A 21,263-nucleotide genomic window follows, 5' to 3' on the forward strand; every position below is an offset into this window, starting at 1 on the left:
AAGATGTTCGACCCCCTCTCGGCGGCCGTGCTCGGCCAGCCGCTTTGGATGTGGCTGGCGTTCGCCGGCCTCGTCGTCACCCTGCTCGCCCTCGACCTGGGCGTGCTCCACCGCGACAACCACGAGATCGGGGTGCGCGAGAGCCTGCTGCTCTCGGGCGGCTACCTGGCGCTCGGCCTGGGCTTCGGCGCCTGGGTGTGGAGCCAACTCGGCGCGCAGGCCGGCGTCGAGTACGTCACCGGCTTCCTGATCGAGAAGAGCCTGGCGCTCGACAACGTCTTCGTCATCGCGACGATCTTCGCGGCCTTCGCCGTGCCCCGCGCCTACCAGCACCGCGTGCTGTTCTGGGGCGTGCTGGGGGTGATCGTGCTGCGCGGCGTGATGATCGGCTTCGGCGCGGCGCTGGTCGCCAGTTTCTCGTGGGTGCTGTGGATCTTTGCCGCCTTCCTGATCGTGATGGGGGTGAAGATGTTCTTCGCCGACGGGACGCCCAAGGACCCGCACGAGAGCCCCGTCTATCGCTGGCTGGCCGGGCATATCCGGCTGACCGACCGCTTCCATGGCCATCGCTTCTTCGTGAAGCAGCCCGGCCGCGACGGGCAGCTGGTCTGGTTCGCGACACCACTATTCATGGCGCTGGTTATGGTGGAGCTGGCGGACGTGGTGTTCGCGGTGGACTCGGTGCCCGCGATCTTCTCGATCACCACCGACCCCTACATCGTGTACACCTCCAACATCTTCGCGATCCTGGGCCTGCGGGCGCTGTACTTCGCCCTGGCGGCGGTGGTGGCGCGGTTCGCCTATCTGAAGCAGGCGCTGGCGGCGCTCTTGGTATTCATCGGCGGCAAGGTGTTCTTCGCCGAAGCCATGGGCTGGGAGAAGTTCCCGGCGCCCGTCTCGCTGGCCGTCACCGCGGCGCTGCTGGCGAGCGGCATCGGCTGGTCGCTGTGGAAGACGCGCGGACCAGGTGTCCGCCACTGAGTATTGTCCGCCGCGCAGTAACACCGGGCTCCGAACTCTGACGCACGTGCGAGAGCGGACCCTCGCAGGTCCGCTCTCAACCTAAGCGGAAGTGGGCTTCGCCTCCCCCGCGTGTGACCTAGTTCAGCTTCCGCTCCTCCGCATCACGGAACGGTTTGCTTGGCGCGGCCGGCTCCCCATCGAATATCCAGACCTGGCGGTCAGCCTGCCATAGCTCGGCAGCCTGGCCCTCGCGCTGAGCTTCGGCCCACGCCATCGCCTCGCGATCATTCTCGGCTTCGAACGCATCGCTTCCGGCAAAACGCCCCGCGGCGTCGACCAAGTACAAGCGGTAGGCGGACACAGATTACCTCCGTCGAAGAAGGGCGGCTCCCGCTGGCGCGCCCTCACTTTGGGGCAGCTATCACCGGCGGCAGGGTGCGGTTGTCAGGAACCCGACAGCGTGATGGCGACATCGAAGCCGCACCCCAAACCGTCCGAGGGCTCGGCCGCCGCCAAGCTTCCTTCTGTCGCTGTCGAGCCCCGTGCGGGCCCCGCGCGCCCGACCTATATTGCTGACTTTCGGGGGATTTCCGATGCGGACGTTTAGAGCCTATCTTCTTGATCCCTCTGGCCGGATCACCTGGGGCGAGTGGATCGAAGCCCGGGATCTTCCCGAAGCGGAGGCGAAGGCGCGCGAACTGTGCGATGCCGGCTCGCCGATCGTCGAATTGTGGGAGGGCGTGAAACCGCTGTCCCAGGTGCCGTGTAACGAAGACGCTCCGCCACGGCGGCTGGTCAACTCCTAAGCTCTCCGGTCCGGCCGTCTGCGCGACGCCCGATTGCGGCCGCCGCCAGCGAACCTCGTGAGATCATCGCGCCCTTCCCTTGCCGGAACGGGCAGCGCGTGCGGCGCCTCCGCTGGCCTTCGCCTGGTTGAACGCGTCCGCCGTCTCGCCGGTTAATTGGCCAGCTTCAGTTCGAAGATCCGCACCAATCTGTCCCCGCGCCACAGCTCCCGGCGTTGGGCGCTGTCCTTGTGCTGCACCAACGCGATCGCGGCGTCGTCATCTAGCGCTTCGATGTCTTCACGCGCTTGGATACGACCAGAGAGCGTCGTGTAATAGAGCCGATAGAGCTTTTGCGGGCCGGTCTGCGGAGCTCTATCTCCGCTCAAGACGTCTCCAGCTCACCACGCGGGCGAACGACCGCTTCCGCAGGCGTGACTTCGCCGATCCGGTCCCCATCGAGCCAAACCTCGGCGGAGGCGCAGCTCGGATGCTGATGGAGCCATCTTGCGGCCGCGCTCAGGGCGCCCTCACGGTCCGGGGCCGCGATGAAGTGAACGACCGGGATGGCGCCATCCTGCCGGACGCCGCAGACGGTATAGAGTTGTTCGTCCCGCAAGTTCGCCATGAACTCACTTTACCCAGTCTCGACCCATCTTGTTGTCGTGTTGCCGACAAGGTGGCCACTCTTCCCGCGGCATTCAGCCTTCCCTGGCCTATCAAAACGCAACAATTGTGGGGAGGTGGTCGTTCAACCCGCGCCTGATGCAATGGAAGGGACCTGCCGATGGCGGACACACGGGCCTATGACAAGCCGCTCGAGGTCGAGGTGGTGGATGGGGAGGTTGTCGTCCGCGCCACAGATGGGCCGATGGGCATTTCTCTCACGCCTGACGCGGCTGCGGCGACCGCCCAGGAACTCGCGCGGGCTGCCGACCTCGCAGCCGATCACGCCTCGCAGACGGGCGCGTTTCGGGACTGAATCTCTCGCCGTGAAAAGGCGAGCGTTTCGCGACAGCTGCAGGCGGCCTCTTCCAGTCGTTCATAGTCGACAACTTCAAGCGGACCGCGGCCGCTGCGGATGAGGCCGGCGCGCTGAAGCGCCGAGACCGACGCCGCGATGGTTGTGCGCTGCACGCCCAGCAATTGGGCCAGAGCTTCCTGCGTGATGGGCAACTGTAACGAGCGGCTCTTGTCGCAGGCGTCCACCAGGGTCCGCGCCAATCGATTGTCGACGGTATGGAGCGCGTTGCAGGCGACATTCTGGCGCGCCTCCGCCAAGAGCGTCTCCATGTATTTGTGAACGGCGGTCCTCAGGCCGGGGCTCGCCTCGTGCAGGGCGCGGTATACGGCTGCGGGGCATTGCCACACCTTGCCGCCGATCTGCACCATAGCGCGGCAATGGTTCTGCCGGCTGCCGCAGGCTTCGAATATGCCGACGGCGCCTTCAGCGCCCAATAGGGCGACGTTGACCCCCTCGCCTGCGACCGTCTCCACTCCCAGCACCAGCACCGCGGTGAGTGGAAACTGCACAAGTTCGACGTCTTCACCTGAGCGTTGCAGCACCTGCCCGCGCTCGAGCTGGGCCGCAGCGCCCCGCCCCCTGAACTGCTCCCAGACTTTCGCTTCCACGCTCGCGAGCAGCGCGTTCGATGTCGGCATGATTGGTACGATCGTCCCACTCTGACGCCGCCCCCGGCGCTTTTGGGTAGCTCTACCCCCGTCGGGCGAACGGCGCTGTAGTCTTCCCGACAGCGTTTGATCATCTGACGATTTCGCGTCGTTCTTTCCAAGGTCCGCGGAGAGAAAACGATGTTCTTCCGCCCTTAGGGCGCAACGCCCAACCGTGGGGGAAGGTTGGTGTCGGCCTGGATGTCAGCAACGGCCATGAGGCGGCAGCTGGCGGACCCAGGGCCGGTTGTCTGGAGGGGATCCCCGCGCCAGGCACGCGACGCCGAGCTCTGGCTCAGGCGTTTGGACGGCGATCTCTAGGCATATCTTCGCGGAACTGACCCTAGCTGGCGCCGTTTTCGCCGACGAGCGCGTGAAGCTCCGTTGCGAGTTGCGCAACGGTGAAAGGCTTCTCGACGAACTTCGCCGCGGGCACGCCGTTGGCCTCGACCAACGCGCCGCTGGTCTCACCGCTCACGAACACCACTGGTAACCCCGGTTCGATGGTCCTTCCGAACCGCGCCACATCGAAGCCGGTGACGCCTCGGCCGAGGTTCACGTCGACGATCATGCAGGTGAAGTCTTGCCCGCCACGAAGGACGGCGAAGGCTTCATCGTCCCTCTGGACGCAGACAGGTTCGAAGCTCTCGGCTTCGAGTATATCGGAGAGCAGCTCGCAGACGTGCTGCTCGTCGTCGACAACGAGGATGGCGTGTCGGGATGGGGAATCGGTGCGGGCTCGGTCATCAAGAGGCGGCGGATCAGATGAGGCACAAACAGCCCGCCCCAGAGCTATGTTCCTGCTGTAGGCCGCCGGATGCGGTCCGGCAAGGTCCTCCATATCGGGAAGCCGGCGGCGGCGGGCCGGGTGCTTCCGTCCGCTGTGGCGGCGCCCACCATGGCAAACGCATTCCGCGACGACGGAGATGACCGCTGCCGCAGGCGACCTACTTCGGGTTCCGTTCGCTCCGACGCTGCCTTGCTTGCTCGACTTGCAAGAGCGGCTTCTGTGTTGCGAGGCTACGCCAGATTTCAGCGATCTTCAGGAAGTCAGCACGCTCTGAAGCATTGCGCGCGAACTTCGCCAGCCGCTCTGCCTCTTCAGCACGCTCAAGATACTCGTTCTGCATTGCGCTCCCCCTGCTCGGGGTGAGCAGCACGTGACTGTTTGCACGTTAAAGTCGGATCAGGCCGTATAGTGCGGTGATCGTCCTACAGCCATCCCTAGCCACGCGAGAGGGGCCAACCCCGCGCTATTGCTCAGGATGCTCACCAACGCTTTCGAAGCACGGTCAGTTGCCGGCGCCTTTGAGCGCCCCTGCATTGTCGATGTTCCCAAGTACTCTCAGGCAGCGCGCGCGATGTGCGCTTCGCCCATGTGGATCAGGATTGCGGTGTAGACGATGTCGCTGATCACCATGTCGCGTTCGTCCGCCAATTCCCGGACGCGGCCGACGACAGGCTGCACCAGCGCGAGCGTCACGGACGGCGAAGATGTCGGACCGGTCAGCAGGTACTTCCGGAAGCCGTCAGCCTCTTCGTCCAGGAACCGCTCAAGGACGGCAGCGTAGTGGTCGGCCACGGTCTTGCCGGCGAGCCTGGCCTCGCCTTTCATACGCTTGTGCGCCCAGCGGGGCAGACGCATCGACAGGTTCGTCCGCTGGACGTACTGCGGGGCCGCGTCGCTCTGGCCGATCTCGTGTTCCATCGATCCCATCGACCTCCAACTCGCAAATCAGAGAATCGCCCATGGCGGACTCCCCGTCCAGTCGGTTGTCAACGCGAGGATTCGTCATGCAAAGCCGGAGAACGCCGCGACAGTGGCGGCGGCCCGCCACCGGGCCTCGCTGTGAGGCGACCAATGCTCCGCCCGAGCGCCCATGAGGTGGAACGACGTCACGGGCAACGCCAGCGCGACCAGGATGAGCGGATCGAGCGAGGCGTACGTGAGGGCGCGTTGGCGCGCCTTGGGCACGCTGAGCCTGGCGCACTCTTCCACCCATTGGGCCAGCGCGGGATCGGGTGTGGGCGGACAGCCGGGCGCGCCCACGATCCTCATGGCCGCGCGAACGTGGGAGAGCCGAGCCGGGGTGGAAATCTCGTAGGCGGCTGCGGTTGGCAGTTCGGGTGAGCCGCCGCGCGTGGAGACCTGCCCCCACCGCATTTCCAGGCCCGAGATCAGAGGTCCCCGCCCCATGCAGATGTTCATCTGGGTGCAAGGGCGTCGACCACGTCGAGCACTTCGAGGGTCCAGACGCGGAGGAGGTCCTGCGCAGCGGGCGAGCGCGACCCGATCAGCGCGGCGGCCGCTTCGCCGAGACGCAGCTCCTCCGGCTGCATGCGGGCGATGTTCAGGTCCAGGGGTTCGGAAGCGTGGGTCCAGCCCTCATTCGTCGGGTCGCCGACTAGATCCACGCCGGCTTGGCCGTGGGGCACGAGGGGCTCCCGATGCGTCGGACAGCAGGTCGCCAAAGGGTGTGTCCAGTTCACCCGCACGTGGGGCGGGCGCTCCATCGCCGCGTCTTCTTCCAGGCAGGACCGACAGACAGTCCAAGGGAGCGGGACCGGCATCCCTGCCGGCGCGGCCGATCTGAGGAACGCTGGGTGCACCATCCCCTCTAGGTCGGCGATGCTGCGGCCCGTGCGCGCCGCGACATGGGCGAGCACGACCCGATCCGGGTTGCGATCAGGCTCGTGGATCGACACCCCTATCTCCCAGCCGACCTCGTGCAGGGAGAGCAGCTGTCGATGCGCGATCCGCACCAGCCAGGACGACAGCACCTCGCCGGGCACGGGCTCTACAAGCGGAAGGGCCAGGGTCGGCGCAATGGGAGCCTCAAAGCCCATGTTCCACCTGCTCGCGCTGAGCCACGATCTGTTCGAGCAGGCCGATCATGATGCATTCGGTTCCTGTCCGGATGGCCTCCTTCGCGGCCTTCTCCAGGAGCGCGAACATCGCGCCCATGTTGCCGGCGAGCACATGGAGGGTGTTCATTAGGGCCTTGTCGACCTTGGTTGGCTTGCGGAGCGGCAGGTGCGCCACGCGCTCTCGGACGAGCTCGACGACCCACCGCTCCTTCTTTGCCCACCGAGGCAGGCCGACGATCTCGAAGCGTTGTGCGAGGTGCTCGTCGGCCTTGATCAGCGCCCTCGCCTCGCCGCTGCCAAAGCCCGCGACCGCGATTGACAGCTCGTTCGACAGGTACTTCAGGGTGTTCAGCACGACCTGCTGGGCGGCCGGCCGTTGATCGAGGATGTGCTGCATCTCGTCGATGATCAGCAGACGTACGGTGCGGGCCTCCATGTGGCGGACCACCATGGCGCGCAGGCGCGGGACGGTGACGTCCGGCATCGGCGCCTGCATGCCGCGTAGGATCTCCAGGTAGAGCCGCTTTTCATCGACGGTCGGCGGGCGCCTGGATGGCCACAACCGAGCCCGGCTCGATCTCCTGCCGCGCCTCCTCCTCCAGATAGAGGTCGAGGAAACGGCGGATGATCCGGGTTTTGCCGCTGTTGGGCGGCGCGTAGACCAGAAGGGAGGGCATGCGGACCCGTTTGGGCATCCGCACCAGCTCCAGAAGCCGGTCCACGACCGCCTCGCCGGGCGGATACGGCAGCCAGGCATCCGATTCGATCGCCCGCAGACGGTCTGCATCATCAGCCGTGGCGAGGTGGCGGATGCTGGGGTCTAGGTGGTCGAAAGCCCCGCAAGTGTCGATCTGGGCCATCAGAACGCTCCTCCCCAGCTGTCGTTGGTCTCGGCGGGCGGCTGTGTGGCCTTGCGCGCGTCGGCGAGCCGCTCCTGCATGCGCCGGGCGCGCTGCGAGGTCTTGGCGCTGGCGGCGAGCTCGGCTTCGATCTCCGCCATGGCGCGCCGGGCCAGAAGGCCCTGCGCGGGCCCGCGTTCCCCACGCGTCGCGCGCGCCATCGCACGGTAGAGCGCCAAGGTGGGCGCGCGCCCTGGTTCGTGTGCGAACCGGTAAGGGGCGATGACGTAGCGGCCATGCTCCAGTCGCACCCAGACCTTGGACAGGTCGCGGGGGTCGAACTTGACCTCCACCTTCCCTTTGCGCTCAGCGTAGGCGAGCTTCAGCTCCTCACAGGCATAGTCCTGCCCGAACAAGCGGATGCCGTGGCGGGTGATCTGACGAACAGAGGACGGCAGCATGTCGAGCCGGAAGGCCTCCGGGTCATCGGGCATGCGCGGCGTCTTGCCGGCCGTCGCCTCCTCCCAGGCCTGCAGCGGCGTCTTGCCGAGCGCGGAGTGGACCGTGTTGTGGTAGACGCCGAGGATCTGCTTGGCGAACCAGTCGTCGAGCTCGGCCAGGGTGAGCCTCGCCGAACCTACGCTGTCGTAGTCGCCGCGGGCGCTCGGGCTTGAGTGGGTTGCGCCGGGCAGCATGCGGCAGGCGCCCATCATGGTCCCGATCATCCGCTCGATGTGGCCGCCCCAATGCGGGCGGCCGGCGGGCCTCAGGAAAGTCTCGACGCCCTGGTTCTTCAGGCCGCGTACGAAGACGTCGGCGCGGAACTCCGCCGCCCGGTCGCTGTGGACCAGCCGCGGAAGGCCGCGTGCCGGCCAGGGGTAGCCGTAGCCGCGGGCGCTGAGCCAGGGACCCTTGTCGGCCACAGCGAAGGAGATGGCGATCGCCGCGCGCAGCAACGAAGGCGGCTCGAGCGAGACGTAGTAGCCAACGATCATTCGAGTGGCGACGTCGAAGACCAGCGTCAGCCAGGCGCGCCCGATGGGCTTGCGATGCTGGCTGTCGACAATGATCACGTCAGCCAAGGTGTGGTCGATCTCGAACACCGCCCAAGGCTCGGTCACCAGGAAGCGGCCATGGCGGGGCGTCGCAGCTTCCGCCGCCTTGCGCCCGTAGCGACGGGCTTCGACCTTGGCGCGCTTGAGCTTGTGCAGGCGGCGGATCACCGCTGCCCGGGCGGGTGGCGCAAGGCCTTCGGCTTCGCAGTCGGCGGCGATCTTGCCGACGGTGTCGAGCATCGAGGGCTTCGCCGGGGTGAGATAGTAGTGCAGCAGGCGCTGCAGGATGATCGTCTCGACGCGCGGGTGCAGACGCGAGCGTCCTTTCGGGAAGCCGCGCTTGTGCTGGGCCAGCGCCCGCACGGTGACCTCCCCTGCTCCGCTGACCCGCCGCAGATCGCGGTAGATGGTCGCGCGGTGGACGCCTGCCACTTCGGCGGCGAAGTCGATGTCGACCGATCTGCGGTCCGGCATCGTCACCAGGTCCTGGATGGCCTGGGCTCGCCCGGCGAGTTCGTCGAAGCGCTGCTGCGAGATCGTGTCGATGGGCGCCACACGGGCTTCGTCGCCTGCGGTCATGGCGCGCCCTCGCCTTGCGCCTGCTCCTCGGGGAAGAACAGGGAGAAGCCGACGATCTGGCGGGTGCGCTCATCAATGGCGGTGATCAGCCAGCCCCGCCGGCTGGCATCTGCGGTGTAATCCATCGGCTCGACGTCGATGCGGATCGGCAGCTCGTCTTCGGCGTCCGCATCAGGCGCGGCCCCTCCGCTGTACGGCGGCTGCGCGACGACCTCGTCGAGCAGTTGCGAGACGGCTTCGAAGAGTTCGGGAGACAGGTCCTCGATCTGCCCGATCGGAGGATCTTCGGCGCGGGAAATGTCGGCTTCGATGTTTGGGAAATGCGTGGTCATCGGCTTGCCCTTCTGTGGACTGCCGATGAGCTGGACTCCGAACCGTCAACTTCGCAACTGGCGAACTGCCAGCAAGCAAGTCGCCAACCGCCTGCCCAATTAACAGCAGTTTCTAGATAGAACAAATACTTATACAGGACCGCCAGTATCACTTTGTTGTGAGATAATGGATTCTTGTCTTTTGACAGCTCGCGGGCGGTGGCGGCTGTCACTATCCGCACCGAACACAACCTGATGCGACACTGATTTCGATACGTTCTATAGTGACAGCCTGGCGTCGCCGCTATGGCCAACTGTCACGTGTCACGAAGACGATCGTTTGTGAGACACCTGGAGAACGCGGATGCTGGTCGGCTACATGCGGGTCTCGAAGTCGGACGGCTCGCAGACGCTCAATCTCCAGCAGGACGCCCTGCGGCTCGCCGGCGTTGACGACCGCGCCATCTATGACGACCTGGCCTCCGGTCGGGCCGACGACCGACCCGGACTGCACGCCTGCCTCAAGGCCCTGCGCCCCGGCGACACCCTGGTGATCTGGAAGCTCGACAGGCTCGGGCGCAACCTGCGCCACCTGATCAACACCGTGCAGGACCTCGCGGCGAAGGATGTGGGCCTACGGGTGCTCACCGGCCACGGCGCCGCCATCGACACCACCACGGCGCCCGGCAAGCTGGTGTTCGCGATCTTCGCGGCCTTGGCGGAGTTCGAGCGGGAGCTGATCTCCGAGCGGACGCGGGCCGGCATCGCGGCCGCGCGGGCGCGCGGGCGCTCAGGCGGCCGCAAGTCGAAGATGACCGCCGCCAAGGTCCGGCTCGCGCAGGCCGCCATGGGCAAGCCCGAGACAAGCGTCGCGGCGCTTTGCCGCGAACTCGGCGTCAGCCGCCAAACGCTCTATCGTCACGTCGGACCGAACGGCGAACTGCGCAAGGATGGCCATCAGGCGCTGAGCCGCAACTGACCTCACACGATGCGCCTGCCGCGGGGCTCGTCGAACGCGGTTCACCCCATTCGTCGCCATGAACGTCGGGCGAACGTAACGTGGCCGAGTCAGCAGCCCCCCCTAGCGGGTCAGTTCACCAGATTCTGGCTTGCCTGCGCGATGAGCGCGGCCGCCGCTTCTTGCACCTCAGCGCGACGGGCCAGAACCTCGGGACGGTTCAGCAACACCAACTGCAACCGCTTTGGCGGAAGGTCGGACGTCTGGATGTCGAGATTGAGCTGGCTTTCGAGATAGTACGAGGAGCAGATCGAGGTGGTGACGTTCAGCCTTCCCTGCCGCATCAGGTAGTCACGTTCGATCGCTTGGCGCATCGGCGCCGAAAGTTCCGGGTTGACGCCAAGCTTGAGGGTCACCTGCTCCGTCCACTCCAGGTCCCATTCCGGAGAGACGCTGGTACGGACCGGCTCGTCGACCTGCGAGAGACGCCCAATAACGAAGTCGCGGAAGCTGGATGTTCGAAGGCAGAATGCCCGGACGTGCCAGCGCTGCCCATCGAAGCCGAGCGCGTGTGGTGCGATCGTGCGCACGCTGGGCGCCTCGTCCGAGAACGACAGATAAGACGTGGCGAGCTGCAGGCGGCCGTGGATGCATCTGATCAGCTGACGCAGAAGATCCGGGTCGTAGTGCCTACGAAGGCGCGGCGGCCCCGCGAACGCCGGCGCTCGGCCAATCCAGGACTCGCCCGCAGCAAGGCCGCCCGTCTCGATGGAGCGAAGCTGCGCGAGGTAGGCATCCGCCGAGATGTCGCCGAACGCGGGCTTGAAGTCAGCGCCCGCGACATAGGTCTTCGCCACCTTGTCGTACGCCAGATTGCCCGGTGCGACCTCGTTGTAGCGCGCAATGTCCTGGGAGGCTTGCGGCTGGCTGATCCCAAAGAACTCCATGAGGGCTGCGCGATTAATCCGCCCCTCCCAGTACAGGCGAAGCTCGATGAATCTCAGGCGGCGCTGGACGCTCCAGCTCAGCCGGCTGTGATCCGCATCCATGTGAGGCCTTTCTGTCGCACGTATAGTCTCTTGACCCATTCAGTTAGACAACCCATATAGTTTATAAACCCATAAGGGCTGGGTGCTTTTCAGGAGACTCTTACGTGAGCACGAACGAAACAACGGCGAAGGAGAAGCCGGACAGCGACAAGGGCGGTCCCGGCAGCGGCCATGGCGGCGGCCAGGACAAGAAGGTGGACCTGCTGATCATCGTCAGCGGCGATGAGGTCGAGGTGAAGGCGAAGCTCGACGATGAACTGAGCGAGGTGGTCGAGACGGCTCTCAAGAAGACCGAGCACAAGGGTCGCCCGGTGACCGACTGGGATTTGCGCACGGAAAGCGGCGAAGTCCTGGACCTCAACCGCACTGTCAGGTCCTACAGCCTGCAGGACGGCGCTATTCTGTCCCTGACGCTGAAGGCCGGGGTCGCTGGGTGAACGACCAGGTCGTCGATCCAGCCGTCTCTCGGGCCAAGTTCGAGCGCGAGCTTGAGCAGTTCCGCCGACTTGAGGCCATGCACCGCCAACGCGGCTGGTGGCTCATGTCGGCGGAATTCCCGATCGTGCAGATCGCCTTCTTCGTTCCTAATGTCCGTCCGGCCACGGTGGCTGTCTGCGCCAGGTTCGATTTCACCAACTATGACTTGTGGCCGCCGTCGGTGACCTTCGTGGACTTCCATACCGGCAAGCCGCTCACCCACGAGGAGGTCGGCCTGCAGTTCCATCGAGCGCTCCCGGACGGCACCGTGGCGGCCATGCTGCAGGGGCATCCGGGCAAGCCGGCGTTCCTGTGCCTGCCAGGCGTACGCGAGTACCACGAGCACCCCGCTCACACGGGCGACAGCTGGCTGCTGCACCGCGGCCGCGGCGAAGGGGGATTGCTGTTCCTGGTCGACAAGATTTCCACCTACGGGTCAGAGCCCGCTGTTCTGCAGGTGCAGATGCGGGTCGGCCTCCAGCAGGGATATGCGCCGCTTTGACCGTTAGCCTGACCATAGTTGAGCGCGTCGTAGCGCCGCGCAGCGTCATCGAGGAGACCCAAGCTCACCTGCGCTCCGCCGGCGTGATGGGGTTGGAGGGCATGGCCCTCTGGGCGGGCGCGCTCGAAGACAATGTTTTCCACATCCGCGCGGCGATCGTTCCGCAGCAGCAGGGCCACCGAACAGAACACGGGTTGGCTGTCTCAGTGCCCGGCGCCGAACTCCACCGCATCAACATGTGGTTGCACCGCAACCGGATGCGGCTGATCGCCCAAATCCACAGTCACCCGACCGAAGCCTTCCACAGCGACACGGACGACCGCTACGCCATCGCGACGGCCTTGGGCTCGCTGTCCATCGTGGTGCCCGACTTCGCTGTCCGGCCCTTCAGGCTCGACGACTGCGCCGCCTACCGCCTTTCACCGCGCCCCTGGTGGCACTTCTCCGACCAACCTCACTGGCGCGCTCTCGGCTACCCCGAGCTTTCCCGCACGCTTCAGATCGCGGCCTGAGCCGTGGCGATCGCGAACTTCTTCGATCGCACGCTCTTGAGCGCCGCTCAGGCGCTGCAGGGTTTCAACCCGCAAGAGATCCGCACCCGGCTCGCAGGACTGGCCGTGGAGCTAGCCTTCGATGCGTCGGCGACAACCCGCGCTGAAGGCCGGGCAGCGCTGGACATGGCAGCTCGGCTGCTGGCGCGCCTGTATCCCACCTTGCGGCTCACCCCGTTAGGACTCGGCGGCCGCGGCGCACGGCACTGTTCTGGCCGGGCTGGCCAGGGCGATCAACCCGAGCATTGATCTGCCCAAGACGGGGCGCTCCGCCGTCACCCTGGTCTTCGGCGACACGGCTGTGCGCCGGCGCAATCCAGTCATTTATGCGGGATCAGATGGGTGGCTGGCCAAGGCGTCCGAGAACGGTCCGCAAGGGATCGGCGAAACGGACCTGCCCTATGGTGCGGGAGCGGCGGCGTGTCTGGCCGCTGCAAACGTCTTCCGGGCACTCTTCGCCGACGCCCTTCCCAATCCTCGACTCGACAGCGATGCGGTGCTGTCGACATTCGACTTCTCGACCGGCGCTACGGCCACCCAGGGTCCGGCGACGACGGGCCTGGATCTCGGAGGCGCCCCGATTGTCGGCCTCGGCGCTATCGGCAACGGTGTGATCTGGGCGCTGGCGCGTGACCCCGGCCCGGTTGGCGCCGTGCATTTGGTCGACCACGAGGCGGTGGAACTGACCAATCTCCAGCGCTACGTGCTCAGCACACAGGCGGATGTCGGCCGCGTGAAAGTGGAAGTCGCGCGAACCGCCTTGCTGGCAGGCGCCAGCCGACTCGAACCACTGACGTTCCTGACGCGCTGGGACGACTATGTGGTCGGGCGTGGCCATCCCTCCTTCGACCGCGTGGTGGTCGGCCTCGACTCGGCGGCGGATCGCATCGCGGTGCAGGCTGCCCTTCCCCGACGGGGTTCTGAACGCCTGGACCCAGGCGGGCGATCTGGGCGTCTCGCGCCACGACTTCCTTGGCGAGGACGCCTGCTTGGCCTGCCTCTACATGCCGACCCAGGCCGCCCCGAACCGGGATGAAGAGATCGCGACGGCGCTCGCGCTTCCTCTCGAGCAACCCATCCTGCTCGATATCCGCGAGCGGCTTGTGAATGGGCAGCCAGTGGGTGAGCCGTTCGTGCGGCAGGCCGCCGAGCGGCTCGGTGTCGCCCCGGAGGTGCTCCTGCCGTTCGCCCAGGAGCCGCTGAACCAGTTCTACGCCAAGGCCGTCTGTGGCGGGCAGGTCCTGCGTCCGACTGCTCGGCCACCCGTCGAAGCCCCCCTCGCGTTCCAGTCCGCCATGGCGGGCGTGCTGCTGGCCGCAGACTTCGTGGTGGAGTCTGGCGGCCTTCGGCAGGTCGCGCTGCCGACGAAGACGACGCTGGATCTTACCCGGCCGCTCGGCCGGCGGCTCGGCGTAAGGATCCGCAAGGCCGACGCGGCAGCTCCTGCGCGCTGCCTCTGCCAAGACGCGGATTTCCGCGCGGCCTACGAACGTCGCTATGGCGCCACCAAGCCGGATGAGGCCTGAAATCTGGCTCGTGTGTTTCGTCCGCGCCAAGCCGGCCGGCGACATGCCGGCTAGCGGCTCCGGTCTCGTCCGAACTGGCGAGCCGGATCTGGCGAATGTTCTCGCAGCGCGAATTCCGCAAAGCGATGGAGATCGTAGTCTGTGCGCCCAAAGAGCCGCACCAATCCCCCCTCGATCATGTCAACGCCCGCCCCTGCTTTCCTAGCCAGGTTCAGAACGGCGTGCGCCAACTCGCGCGGCAAGTAGAGCACCACAAGAGGAAAGGCCTCCGCGTGCCGCCCACCGAAGCCTCCGGCGTTGCAGCTGCTCACCGGAAGCGCGCCCAGCGCTGATAGCGCCAGCACTGCGGAAATGACGCCCACATCGAGGCCCCAAAGGTCGTCCTCCGGGAGCTCGGCGTCCTCGAGTTCCTCCGCGTAAGCTTCAGCCTCTTCATCAAGGTCGTCGGCCTTGGCGAACCGATCGAAAAGCGCGCGCTCGCGCTGCACGGCATCAGCGACCACGCCCCAGGAGACGCCGCGGAGGTCGCGGTACTGCTGGTTGCCCTGCAGCCCAATCTCCTCCCCTGATCGGCCTCGGTCTCGCTAATGGTGGCGAGCGCATCGAGGTCGAGCTCTTGATCGTCAGGCGCATGGTAGGTGCGACCGGCTCTCATCGTAGTCCCAGCTTGACTATGAACCCCGGATATGGAACAAAACCGCAACCCTCGACCGGGCGCCGATATGGCGCCACTCTGGCGTCATGAGCTTCGATTCGAAAACCAGCAACGTTCGGCCACTGGACCGCATCAACCTGCGCTTGTCAGCCGCAACGTTCGCCGCTGTAGATGAATGTCGCGCGGCACGGCCCGGCTCGGTGTCTCGAAACACTTGGATCGCCGAGGCGATCGAAGAGAAGCTCGCGCGGGACGCGAGCGCCGGAGCGCAAGCAGAAGGCCAGCGCCGCAATGCCTAGCTTCTATGAGTTCTTCGCCGGCGGAGGCATGGCCCGCGCCGGGCTGGGCGATGGTTGGACGTGTTTGTTCGCGAACGACTTCGACTACAAGAAGGGCCTCACCTATCAGGACAACTGGGGCACCGGCGGCGAACTGAAGATCGGGGATGTCGGCAAGCTGAAAGCCTCCGAGTTGCCGGGCACGGCGGACCTCGTGTGGGGCTCGTTCCCATGCCAGGACCTGTCGCTCGCCGGCGGCGGCGCCGGCCTGAAGGGCGAACGCTCGGGGACCTTCTACCCGTTTTGGAAGGTGGTGAAGGCCCTGATCGCCGAAGACCGCGCGCCTAAGATCATCGCGCTCGAGAATGTTTGCGGGACCCTCACCTCCCACGGCGGCAAGGACTTCGAAGCCATCTGCAAGACCTTCGCCGACGCGGGCTATCGGTACGGCGCCTTGGTGATCAACGCCGCACTTTTCGTGCCGCAGTCGCGCCCGCGCCTGTTTGTCGTCGGCGTGCACAGGGACGTCGAGATCGATCCTGCCCTGATCTCCAGTGGCCCGGTCGAGCCCTTCCACACCGCGGGCCTGCGTCGCGCCTTCGAGCGTGTTGGGAAGCCGGCGCTTAAGAACATGATCTGGTGGAACGTGCCGCCTCCGCCCCGGCGCAACAACACGTTCGCCGACCTGATCGAAGAGAATCCCACCAGCGTCGCTTGGCATACCGCCGCCGAGACCCGGCAGCTCCTGGCGATGATGTCGTCGGTGAACCACGACAAGGTCACGGCCGCCAAGCGCGCGGGCCGCAAGATGGTCGGCGGCGTCTACAAGCGCACGCGCCACGACGAGAATGGGGACAAGGTCCAGCGCGCCGAGGTCCGCTTCGATGACGTCGCCGGCTGCCTGCGTACGCCTGCCGGGGGGGTCGAGCCGCCAGGTCATTATCGTCGTCGACGGCGAGAACGTTCGCAGCCGCCTGATTTCCGCGCGCGAGACAGCTCGCCTGATGGGGCTGCCGGACGAGTACCGGCTGCCAAAGAACTACAACGAGGCCTATCACCTAACCGGCGATGGCGTGGCGGTGGACGTCGTCCGCCACTTGGCGCATCACATCTTCGAGCCGCTGCTGGGCATCGGCCAGGAGGCGACCTGCGCCGAGGCTGACGACGAGGCGGCTGCCGCGTGAGCGTCATCCCCTGCGAACAGGATGTGCGGCTTCGCGCCGAAATCGACCGTTTCGCAGACGCGCTGAAGACCCAGGCCCATCTGCTCGGCGAGCACGGTCTCGATGAGGCGAGCTTCTACGACTCGCCGATCTTCCGCGGCGCGATCGAGAAGCTACGCGGTGAGTTCTCCGCCACGCTCCGCGGCAAGCGCGAGTTCATCCAGCACGTCCTCAATCATCTGGAGGACGGCGGGTTCATCCAAGGCTGGGACAAGGCCAAGCGCGGCGCACGGAACGACTACTACGTGCGGCTTAACAGCGGCCGGACGGCGGTGATCGACCAGAAGGGCTGCCTTGATGGCGCCAACACCAACATCTTCGAGAGGCCGCCCGAGGCCGACGAGTTCGTCACCTGGAGCCTGTGCACCAACACCGGCGCCGATCCGCGGCGCAACGCCTGGTCCGGCATCCACACACGCCTAAGCGCCGAGATGCTCAGCCGCAATCAGCGGGTGGACGGCGTGGTGATCTGGGACATGATCTGCGGCACCTTCGGCCGCCCCTGCCCCAAGCTCCAACGAACTGACATGACGGGTCGCATGACGATCGTCGGCCCATTCCGCACGCCACCGCCCTGCGTCTACGTCCTGCCCGCGCAAATTCCTTCCCCGCGAGTTCCGCACGCGGCCGCCCAGGGCCTGGACAGCGTCGAGTTGCTCAGCGCCTTCCACCGAGCCTTCCGGGGCCTTGCCGACGAGGTTCACTACGTCGACTTCGACGTTCGAGAGAGCGGAGAGGATCTGTTGCGGCGGACCACGATCCGGCGCGCCGGCATAGTCCAGCACGCTTCGGAGTGGACGGCCAACCGGCGTGTCTAGCTCTGAGCCCAGCCTGTTCGGAAGCAATCCGGATCACGTCCGCCGCCCGCCGTTCGAGACGGACGATCTGCGCAGCAACCTTCAACGCTTCTTGGACTCGCCCTTCGAAGGCGATCCTTCGGGCGCTCGTCCGCCGGTCGGCAACTATCGATGGGGCGTCTACGCCTTCTTCGACTACGACGGCGAGCCGATCTATGTCGGCCAGACGAACGAGCAGCTACGCACCCGCATCCGTCGCCACCTGACAAATCAGCGGACTGACGCGGTCGCCATGTCAGTGCTGGACCCGTTCGAGGTGTTCGAGATCGAGGTCTGGCCCCTGCCACAGTTTCAGACGGTTAGCGCCAAGGACAAGGTGTCGGCCCAGCCGGCTAAGGCCCACCTGGACGGCTTAGAGCGGCTGATCACCGCTCAGGCGATCGCGAACTCTCGCTTCAAGGCCATCCTGAACGAGAAGGACCCGCCGCCCGGAGCCTTGCAGGTTGAGGCGCCGCCATCTTTCCGGGACCGCATTGTCTCGCCTCGCGTCCATGAGCTGCGGGCTCATCCCGACTTCCGCATTGCGCGGCGCGCCCTGATCATCTCGCGCCTGGCGCAGGTGATCTCCGAGCGCCAGGTCAAGGGCGGACTGCGGCGCGTACTCCTCACCCAAGCGAAGCGCCTCCAATGGCTGGCTGGCCGCCGGTATGAGGCGACGGGTGGGGCTGCCTCCGTACCAACAGAGGCCGAGCCGGAGGATGAAGAATGAGCGACGGCCGCTAAGCCGCGGTGCTAACATTCTTCTCCCGGGATTGAACACCGGAGCCAATCTGCCGCTGAAGCCATCAGGCGAACGTCACTTAGACGCAGCGTGAGCGGTGATCTCGCAGTCCAGTTCCTTGATGAGGTACTTGCCCCGCTCCAGAGTAACGAGGTTGGTGGCGGTGAGCCCCCAATTGACCCCTGATCGCAGAGTCGCCCCGCTCCGCTGACACCTCGCGTCCGCCGAAGACCTGGTGGGCGATCGATGCCAGCAGCCGCAGCAGGCCACGAGAAGGCCGGCCCAGTACTTCCAGCCGAGGAATACGGATCTCGAAGCCTGCGCCGCCACGGAGCCGCCTCCCGTCTTCACGTCGGAACGAGCCGAGCGGTTCCTTCGCCCGGCCCAGCCAAATCCGGAGGCGAATGCAACTGAAGTCCGCGTTGGCGACGATGCCAACTCCTGCGAGCCAGGGCAGACCCTTTGCATCGCGTGCGATCCAACGCAGCCGCCGCAGGGTCCGGCGCGCCGCCAGGTCCCGCGGTCGCACCGGGAACGCCGCGGCCAAGCGCCCGTTCCTTCGCAGACTGGTTGGAGGGCAAGATGGCCAAATCAGACAAACCCGATGCGATCGCGCTTCTGAAGGCGGATCACCGCAAGGTGGAGGAACTGTTCGCCGAGTTTGAAGGCGCCAAGGGCGATGGCAAGAAGCGCAAGCTCGCTGAGCAGATCTGCCTCGAGCTGACCGTCCACACCAAGATTGAAGAGGACATCTTCTATCCCGCCTGCAAGGGCAAGATTGAAGAGGACCTGCTTGGGGGAGGCCTATGTCGAGCACGACAGCGCCAAGGTGCTCATCGCCGAAATCGAAGCCGGCGGTCCGGACGACGAATTCTACGACGCCAAGGTGAAGGTGCTCTCTGAGATGATCGAGCACCACGTCGAGGAAGAGGAGAAGCGTTCGGAGGGGATGTTCGCGCAGGCCCGCGCGGCCGGCCTGGATATGGACGCGCTCGGCGAGGCCATGGCCTCCCGTAAGACCGAACTGATGGCCGAGTACAAAGCCACCGGACTTCCCACGCCTGAGACGCCCACCCTCGACAACACGAGCCTCGGGCCCACGGCGTGAGCGAACCTGGCGGAGAGGACGCAGAGGGCCCGGACCTGCGGTCCCGCACAATCGGCCTCCTTCTGAACACCGCCAGCGGTAGCTGCCGGGCCGAGTCACGTCAGGAACTGGAGGAAATTCTCTCCCAGGCGGGATTGCAGGCCTCGCACACCTGGTGCGGCGGCGGCGAGGAAATCCAGGCCGCACTGGCGGCTGTCCACAGCGGCGAGGTCGACCTGCTCGTTGTCCTCGGAGGGGATGGGACAATCCGCGCAGCGGCCGAAGCGTGCGCCAATCGCCAGGCGCTCCTGATCCCATTGCCCGGCGGCACCATGAACATGCTGCCCCGCGCCCTCTATGGCGACGCCAGCTGGCAAGAGGCTCTGCGCGCAACGCTGGCCGCACCACGTTTGCGGCCCGTCCATGGCGGCAAGGTTGGAGACGACCGCTTCTTCATCGCGGCGATCCTCGGCGCGCCATCCTTGTGGGCGGAGGCGCGCGAGGCCGTTCGCGAGGGAGACATCTCCGAGGCCGCTCGCCGCAGCGTGGAAGCCCTGTCGCATGCGTTCTCGGAAAAGGTCCGTTACGAAGTCGACGGGCGCAATCACGGGGCCGTCGAGGCGGTGTCGCTCCTGTGTCCGCTGAATTCGGCGGCGCTCCCCGACGAGGAAGAGGTGTTCGAGGTGGCGGCCATCGACCCCGGCGGCCCTCTGGATGCGGTGCGGATGGCGCTGACCAGGGATCCTGCGGAGCTGGCGCGAGGATGAGGCCGTGCGGTGCAGCCGAGGGCGCTCCGTTGAACTTCACTCGGACGAACCGATCCCGGCGATCCTAGATGGCGAGACCTTCTCGTTTGGCTTGAGCGTGAAAGTCGAGTTCGCGGCCCGCTCCATCGCCGCCGTCGTTCCTGACCGTCCAGGTGCTGCAAGGCCTGTAGCCTGACGCTCTACTCACAAGCGACCCTCCGAGCGTAAGACGTCCTGATGCTCGGGCGGCGGAAGCGGTGAATAAATGGGGTGTAAAGCTAGGGGCTGCGCGCCTGGTGGGACGCCGGCTGCCCATTCAGGGCCTGCCAGGGCTCTCCAGCCTTGTGGATGCCGATCTCTGGGGTCGCCATCGTAGCGGTCATCCGCCGCGCGATCGCCATCCCCCTGGGCGCCGGTTGCGATCGTGCGATGGCCAGGGGCCCAATACGCCGCGCTGGATCGGCATCGCGAACGCCTCGGAGCTGAGCGCCGCGTAGTTTTACGCCGATGTCCGAAGCCTCCGGATCGCCTAGCGTCCGAGGCGAGCCTACGGCGTGCGGCGAGAGCCAGCCGAGGCTCCGACCCCGCGCCGTTCCCGCGATGGCGCGGGGTCCCTCTGCGGCGCGCCCGCACTGCCCGAGGCCGCGCGTCCCCGTCTTGCCCGACGCGCGGGAGGACGTCACCGCGCAAACGTGAAATGGGCAGACGTAAAATGGGACGTGGCGGCCAAGCGTTCAGGGTCAAGCAGGGTCACGTAGCCGAGCCGCAGGGCGATCAGTCCGTCGCGCCGCAACTGCTGCAGGACGCGTTCGGTATGGGGGATGCTGAGGCCGAGGACGTCGGACAGCATGGCCTGGGTCAAGGGCAGTAAGATTGTGGCCCCGGCCGTCAGGCCGCCCCGCCCCGCCCTCTCATGCAGGTCGAGCAGCAGATGGCCCACGCGCTCGAGGGCGGTGAGGCGGCCCAACCGCAGGATCTGATGGCTGGCCCACCGGCGATCCTCCCGGGCCGACTGGCGCAGGAGGGCGGCCAGACCGGCGTCAAGGCCGGTGCTGCCGTCGAGATCGGTGGCGTCGCCCAAGGGCGACGCGCACACCCGTGTAACGGCCAACAGCTCCCCCGCCCCGCCATCGTCAACGTGCAGCGCGCCGCAAAGATCGCCCGGGGCGTAGAGGCGCAGGACCTGCCGACGTCCATCGGATAAGGTGATCGCCTGCGCCGCCCATCCGAACGTGAGCCGCCAGAGGCGATCGCCAGCTGCATCGGATGCCCCGATGACCTCCCCGACCTGATAGTGAACGTCGGGCGCAGGCGAAAAAAGCGCGCTCCGGTGCGTTCTCGATCTTCACCGGCGCGCTCCTGGCTCCGCGCCTGTGTAGCTGAAGCGGATCTCCGTCGTCCGCCACAAAGGTTAAGCGGTCGAAGAGCCCCCGGCCGACCCTCACCTGGTCGAGCAGGCAGCCCGCCGAGGCCGCCAGTGCGATCTGGCCGTTGTTGGTCGTCATGTGCCTCGCCCAGCGGAGGGAACCGGCTCCAGTCCCGGCGGTGGAATTGCCACTGCG

At 66.3% G+C, this 21,263-nt stretch carries 32 protein-coding genes and 1 pseudogene; 18 read left to right on the forward strand and 15 right to left on the reverse strand.

Translation table 11 applies throughout. The features are described from left to right. Positions 1–3 precede the first annotated feature (3 nt). Positions 4–981, forward strand: a complete 978-nt coding sequence (locus tag LRS10_RS23815; protein WP_257839625.1) for a TerC family protein — start codon at positions 4–6, stop codon at positions 979–981. 118 nt (positions 982–1,099) lie between these two features. Here the strand turns inward: LRS10_RS23815 and LRS10_RS23820 are convergent, their stop codons facing one another. Beyond that, complete coding sequence (locus tag LRS10_RS23820; protein ID WP_257839626.1) at positions 1,100–1,324, reverse strand: hypothetical protein; 225 nt, start codon at positions 1,322–1,324, stop codon at positions 1,100–1,102. A 232-nt stretch (positions 1,325–1,556) separates the two neighbouring features. Between LRS10_RS23820 and LRS10_RS23825 the strand changes: the two genes are divergently transcribed. Next, positions 1,557–1,769 carry a hypothetical protein gene (locus LRS10_RS23825; protein WP_257839627.1) on the forward strand — a complete coding sequence of 71 codons (213 nt, stop codon included), beginning with the start codon at positions 1,557–1,559 and terminating at the stop codon, positions 1,767–1,769. Positions 1,770–1,921: 152 nt separating this feature from the next. On the opposite strand, the gene LRS10_RS23830 is transcribed toward LRS10_RS23825, so the two are convergent. Next, on the reverse strand, positions 1,922–2,137 hold the full coding sequence (locus tag LRS10_RS23830) for a hypothetical protein (RefSeq protein ID WP_257839628.1): 216 nt from the start codon (positions 2,135–2,137) through the stop codon (positions 1,922–1,924). A 398-nt stretch (positions 2,138–2,535) separates the two neighbouring features. On the opposite strand from LRS10_RS23830, the gene LRS10_RS23835 reads away from it, so the two are divergent. Beyond that, positions 2,536–2,730 (forward strand): hypothetical protein, encoded by a 195-nt coding sequence (locus LRS10_RS23835; RefSeq protein ID WP_257839629.1) that lies wholly within the window; start codon positions 2,536–2,538, stop codon positions 2,728–2,730. Here LRS10_RS23835 and LRS10_RS23840 read toward each other — a convergent pair. The 10 genes from LRS10_RS23840 to LRS10_RS23885 all read right to left on the reverse strand — a co-directional run bounded on the left by LRS10_RS23840 (position 2,697) and on the right by LRS10_RS23885 (position 9,092). Beyond that, positions 2,697–3,410, reverse strand: coding sequence for a Crp/Fnr family transcriptional regulator (locus LRS10_RS23840; RefSeq protein ID WP_257839630.1), 714 nt, complete (start codon positions 3,408–3,410; stop codon positions 2,697–2,699). The genes LRS10_RS23835 and LRS10_RS23840 overlap by 34 nt on opposite strands. Positions 3,411–3,762: 352 nt before the next feature. Continuing rightward, the gene (locus LRS10_RS23845; RefSeq protein WP_257839631.1) at positions 3,763–4,260 is read right to left on the reverse strand and encodes a response regulator; all 498 of its coding nucleotides are present in this window, start codon (positions 4,258–4,260) and stop codon (positions 3,763–3,765) included. 106 nt (positions 4,261–4,366) lie between these two features. Next, the gene (locus LRS10_RS23850; RefSeq protein WP_257839632.1) at positions 4,367–4,549 is read right to left on the reverse strand and encodes a hypothetical protein; all 183 of its coding nucleotides are present in this window, start codon (positions 4,547–4,549) and stop codon (positions 4,367–4,369) included. 215 nt (positions 4,550–4,764) lie between these two features. Then, positions 4,765–5,127 (reverse strand): hypothetical protein, encoded by a 363-nt coding sequence (locus tag LRS10_RS23855; RefSeq protein WP_257839633.1) that lies wholly within the window; start codon positions 5,125–5,127, stop codon positions 4,765–4,767. 84 nt (positions 5,128–5,211) lie between these two features. Beyond that, complete coding sequence (locus tag LRS10_RS23860; protein ID WP_257839634.1) at positions 5,212–5,616, reverse strand: hypothetical protein; 405 nt, start codon at positions 5,614–5,616, stop codon at positions 5,212–5,214. 8 nt (positions 5,617–5,624) lie between these two features. Then, the gene (locus LRS10_RS23865) at positions 5,625–6,266 is read right to left on the reverse strand and encodes a TniQ family protein (protein ID WP_257839635.1); all 642 of its coding nucleotides are present in this window, start codon (positions 6,264–6,266) and stop codon (positions 5,625–5,627) included. After that, the gene (locus LRS10_RS23870) at positions 6,256–6,783 is read right to left on the reverse strand and encodes a TniB family NTP-binding protein (RefSeq protein ID WP_374571491.1); all 528 of its coding nucleotides are present in this window, start codon (positions 6,781–6,783) and stop codon (positions 6,256–6,258) included. Before LRS10_RS23870 ends, LRS10_RS23865 begins: the two co-directional genes overlap by 11 nt. Positions 6,784–6,814: 31 nt before the next feature. Beyond that, complete coding sequence (locus LRS10_RS23875; RefSeq protein ID WP_257839637.1) at positions 6,815–7,147, reverse strand: TniB family NTP-binding protein; 333 nt, start codon at positions 7,145–7,147, stop codon at positions 6,815–6,817. Next, positions 7,147–8,760: a Mu transposase C-terminal domain-containing protein gene (locus tag LRS10_RS23880; RefSeq protein WP_257839638.1), complete on the reverse strand. Its 1,614-nt coding sequence runs from the start codon at positions 8,758–8,760 to the stop codon at positions 7,147–7,149. The genes LRS10_RS23875 and LRS10_RS23880 overlap by 1 nt, the downstream gene beginning before the upstream one ends. Next, positions 8,757–9,092, reverse strand: a complete 336-nt coding sequence (locus LRS10_RS23885) for a hypothetical protein (RefSeq protein ID WP_257839639.1) — start codon at positions 9,090–9,092, stop codon at positions 8,757–8,759. Before LRS10_RS23885 ends, LRS10_RS23880 begins: the two co-directional genes overlap by 4 nt. Positions 9,093–9,435: 343 nt before the next feature. On the opposite strand from LRS10_RS23885, the gene LRS10_RS23890 reads away from it, so the two are divergent. Then, positions 9,436–10,050 (forward strand): recombinase family protein, encoded by a 615-nt coding sequence (locus LRS10_RS23890; RefSeq protein WP_257839640.1) that lies wholly within the window; start codon positions 9,436–9,438, stop codon positions 10,048–10,050. A 110-nt stretch (positions 10,051–10,160) separates the two neighbouring features. Here the strand turns inward: LRS10_RS23890 and LRS10_RS23895 are convergent, their stop codons facing one another. Then, the gene (locus LRS10_RS23895; protein WP_257839641.1) at positions 10,161–11,078 is read right to left on the reverse strand and encodes a WYL domain-containing protein; all 918 of its coding nucleotides are present in this window, start codon (positions 11,076–11,078) and stop codon (positions 10,161–10,163) included. 104 nt (positions 11,079–11,182) lie between these two features. Here LRS10_RS23895 and LRS10_RS23900 point away from each other — a divergent pair, with 104 nt between their 5' ends. From LRS10_RS23900 to LRS10_RS23925, 6 genes are read left to right on the forward strand one after another with little or no spacing between them, the layout of a single operon-like run. Beyond that, a complete protein-coding gene (locus tag LRS10_RS23900; protein ID WP_257839642.1) occupies positions 11,183–11,515 on the forward strand; it encodes a DUF2604 domain-containing protein in 333 nt (110 codons plus the stop codon). Continuing rightward, positions 11,512–12,057 carry a putative metal-binding protein gene (locus LRS10_RS23905; RefSeq protein ID WP_257839643.1) on the forward strand — a complete coding sequence of 182 codons (546 nt, stop codon included), beginning with the start codon at positions 11,512–11,514 and terminating at the stop codon, positions 12,055–12,057. Before LRS10_RS23900 ends, LRS10_RS23905 begins: the two co-directional genes overlap by 4 nt. Then, a complete protein-coding gene (locus LRS10_RS23910) occupies positions 12,054–12,569 on the forward strand; it encodes a Mov34/MPN/PAD-1 family protein (protein ID WP_257839644.1) in 516 nt (171 codons plus the stop codon). The genes LRS10_RS23905 and LRS10_RS23910 overlap by 4 nt, the downstream gene beginning before the upstream one ends. Before the next feature lie 3 nt (positions 12,570–12,572). After that, positions 12,573–12,857 (forward strand): E2 ligase fold family C protein, encoded by a 285-nt coding sequence (locus tag LRS10_RS23915; RefSeq protein ID WP_257839645.1) that lies wholly within the window; start codon positions 12,573–12,575, stop codon positions 12,855–12,857. Next, a complete protein-coding gene (locus tag LRS10_RS23920) occupies positions 12,841–13,644 on the forward strand; it encodes an E2 ligase fold family C protein (protein ID WP_308238050.1) in 804 nt (267 codons plus the stop codon). The genes LRS10_RS23915 and LRS10_RS23920 overlap by 17 nt, the downstream gene beginning before the upstream one ends. Continuing rightward, on the forward strand, positions 13,598–14,134 hold the full coding sequence (locus LRS10_RS23925) for a hypothetical protein (RefSeq protein ID WP_257839646.1): 537 nt from the start codon (positions 13,598–13,600) through the stop codon (positions 14,132–14,134). Before LRS10_RS23920 ends, LRS10_RS23925 begins: the two co-directional genes overlap by 47 nt. A gap of 50 nt (positions 14,135–14,184) precedes the next feature. Here LRS10_RS23925 and LRS10_RS23930 read toward each other — a convergent pair whose 3' ends face one another. After that, positions 14,185–14,637 (reverse strand): hypothetical protein, encoded by a 453-nt coding sequence (locus LRS10_RS23930; RefSeq protein ID WP_257839647.1) that lies wholly within the window; start codon positions 14,635–14,637, stop codon positions 14,185–14,187. 238 nt (positions 14,638–14,875) lie between these two features. Between LRS10_RS23930 and LRS10_RS23935 the strand changes: the two genes are divergently transcribed. From LRS10_RS23935 to LRS10_RS23965, 8 genes and pseudogenes are all read left to right on the forward strand, one after another. Next, on the forward strand, positions 14,876–15,088 hold the full coding sequence (locus LRS10_RS23935; RefSeq protein WP_257839648.1) for a hypothetical protein: 213 nt from the start codon (positions 14,876–14,878) through the stop codon (positions 15,086–15,088). A gap of 28 nt (positions 15,089–15,116) precedes the next feature. Further along, positions 15,117–15,845: pseudogene (locus tag LRS10_RS24690) on the forward strand (DNA cytosine methyltransferase); the annotation flags it as partial. A gap of 106 nt (positions 15,846–15,951) precedes the next feature. Continuing rightward, positions 15,952–16,251, forward strand: a complete 300-nt coding sequence (locus tag LRS10_RS24695) for a DNA cytosine methyltransferase (RefSeq protein ID WP_308238051.1) — start codon at positions 15,952–15,954, stop codon at positions 16,249–16,251. Continuing rightward, positions 16,248–17,108: a hypothetical protein gene (locus LRS10_RS23945; RefSeq protein ID WP_257839649.1), complete on the forward strand. Its 861-nt coding sequence runs from the start codon at positions 16,248–16,250 to the stop codon at positions 17,106–17,108. The genes LRS10_RS24695 and LRS10_RS23945 overlap by 4 nt, the downstream gene beginning before the upstream one ends. Continuing rightward, positions 17,101–17,856 carry a GIY-YIG nuclease family protein gene (locus LRS10_RS23950; protein ID WP_257839650.1) on the forward strand — a complete coding sequence of 252 codons (756 nt, stop codon included), beginning with the start codon at positions 17,101–17,103 and terminating at the stop codon, positions 17,854–17,856. The genes LRS10_RS23945 and LRS10_RS23950 overlap by 8 nt, the downstream gene beginning before the upstream one ends. A gap of 594 nt (positions 17,857–18,450) precedes the next feature. Further along, positions 18,451–18,771, forward strand: coding sequence for a hemerythrin domain-containing protein (locus LRS10_RS25570; RefSeq protein ID WP_374571504.1), 321 nt, complete (start codon positions 18,451–18,453; stop codon positions 18,769–18,771). Continuing rightward, positions 18,662–18,976 (forward strand): hypothetical protein, encoded by a 315-nt coding sequence (locus LRS10_RS23960; protein ID WP_257839652.1) that lies wholly within the window; start codon positions 18,662–18,664, stop codon positions 18,974–18,976. Before LRS10_RS25570 ends, LRS10_RS23960 begins: the two co-directional genes overlap by 110 nt. Then, positions 18,973–19,722, forward strand: a complete 750-nt coding sequence (locus LRS10_RS23965) for a diacylglycerol kinase family protein (RefSeq protein WP_257839653.1) — start codon at positions 18,973–18,975, stop codon at positions 19,720–19,722. Before LRS10_RS23960 ends, LRS10_RS23965 begins: the two co-directional genes overlap by 4 nt. A 658-nt stretch (positions 19,723–20,380) precedes the next feature. Here the strand turns inward: LRS10_RS23965 and LRS10_RS23970 are convergent. Next, the gene (locus LRS10_RS23970) at positions 20,381–20,782 is read right to left on the reverse strand and encodes a Crp/Fnr family transcriptional regulator (RefSeq protein ID WP_257839654.1); all 402 of its coding nucleotides are present in this window, start codon (positions 20,780–20,782) and stop codon (positions 20,381–20,383) included. Positions 20,783–21,263: the final 481 nt, after the last annotated feature.

It is taken from the genome of Phenylobacterium sp. J426 (assembly GCF_024699945.1).
Lineage (GTDB): Bacteria > Pseudomonadota > Alphaproteobacteria > Caulobacterales > Caulobacteraceae > Phenylobacterium.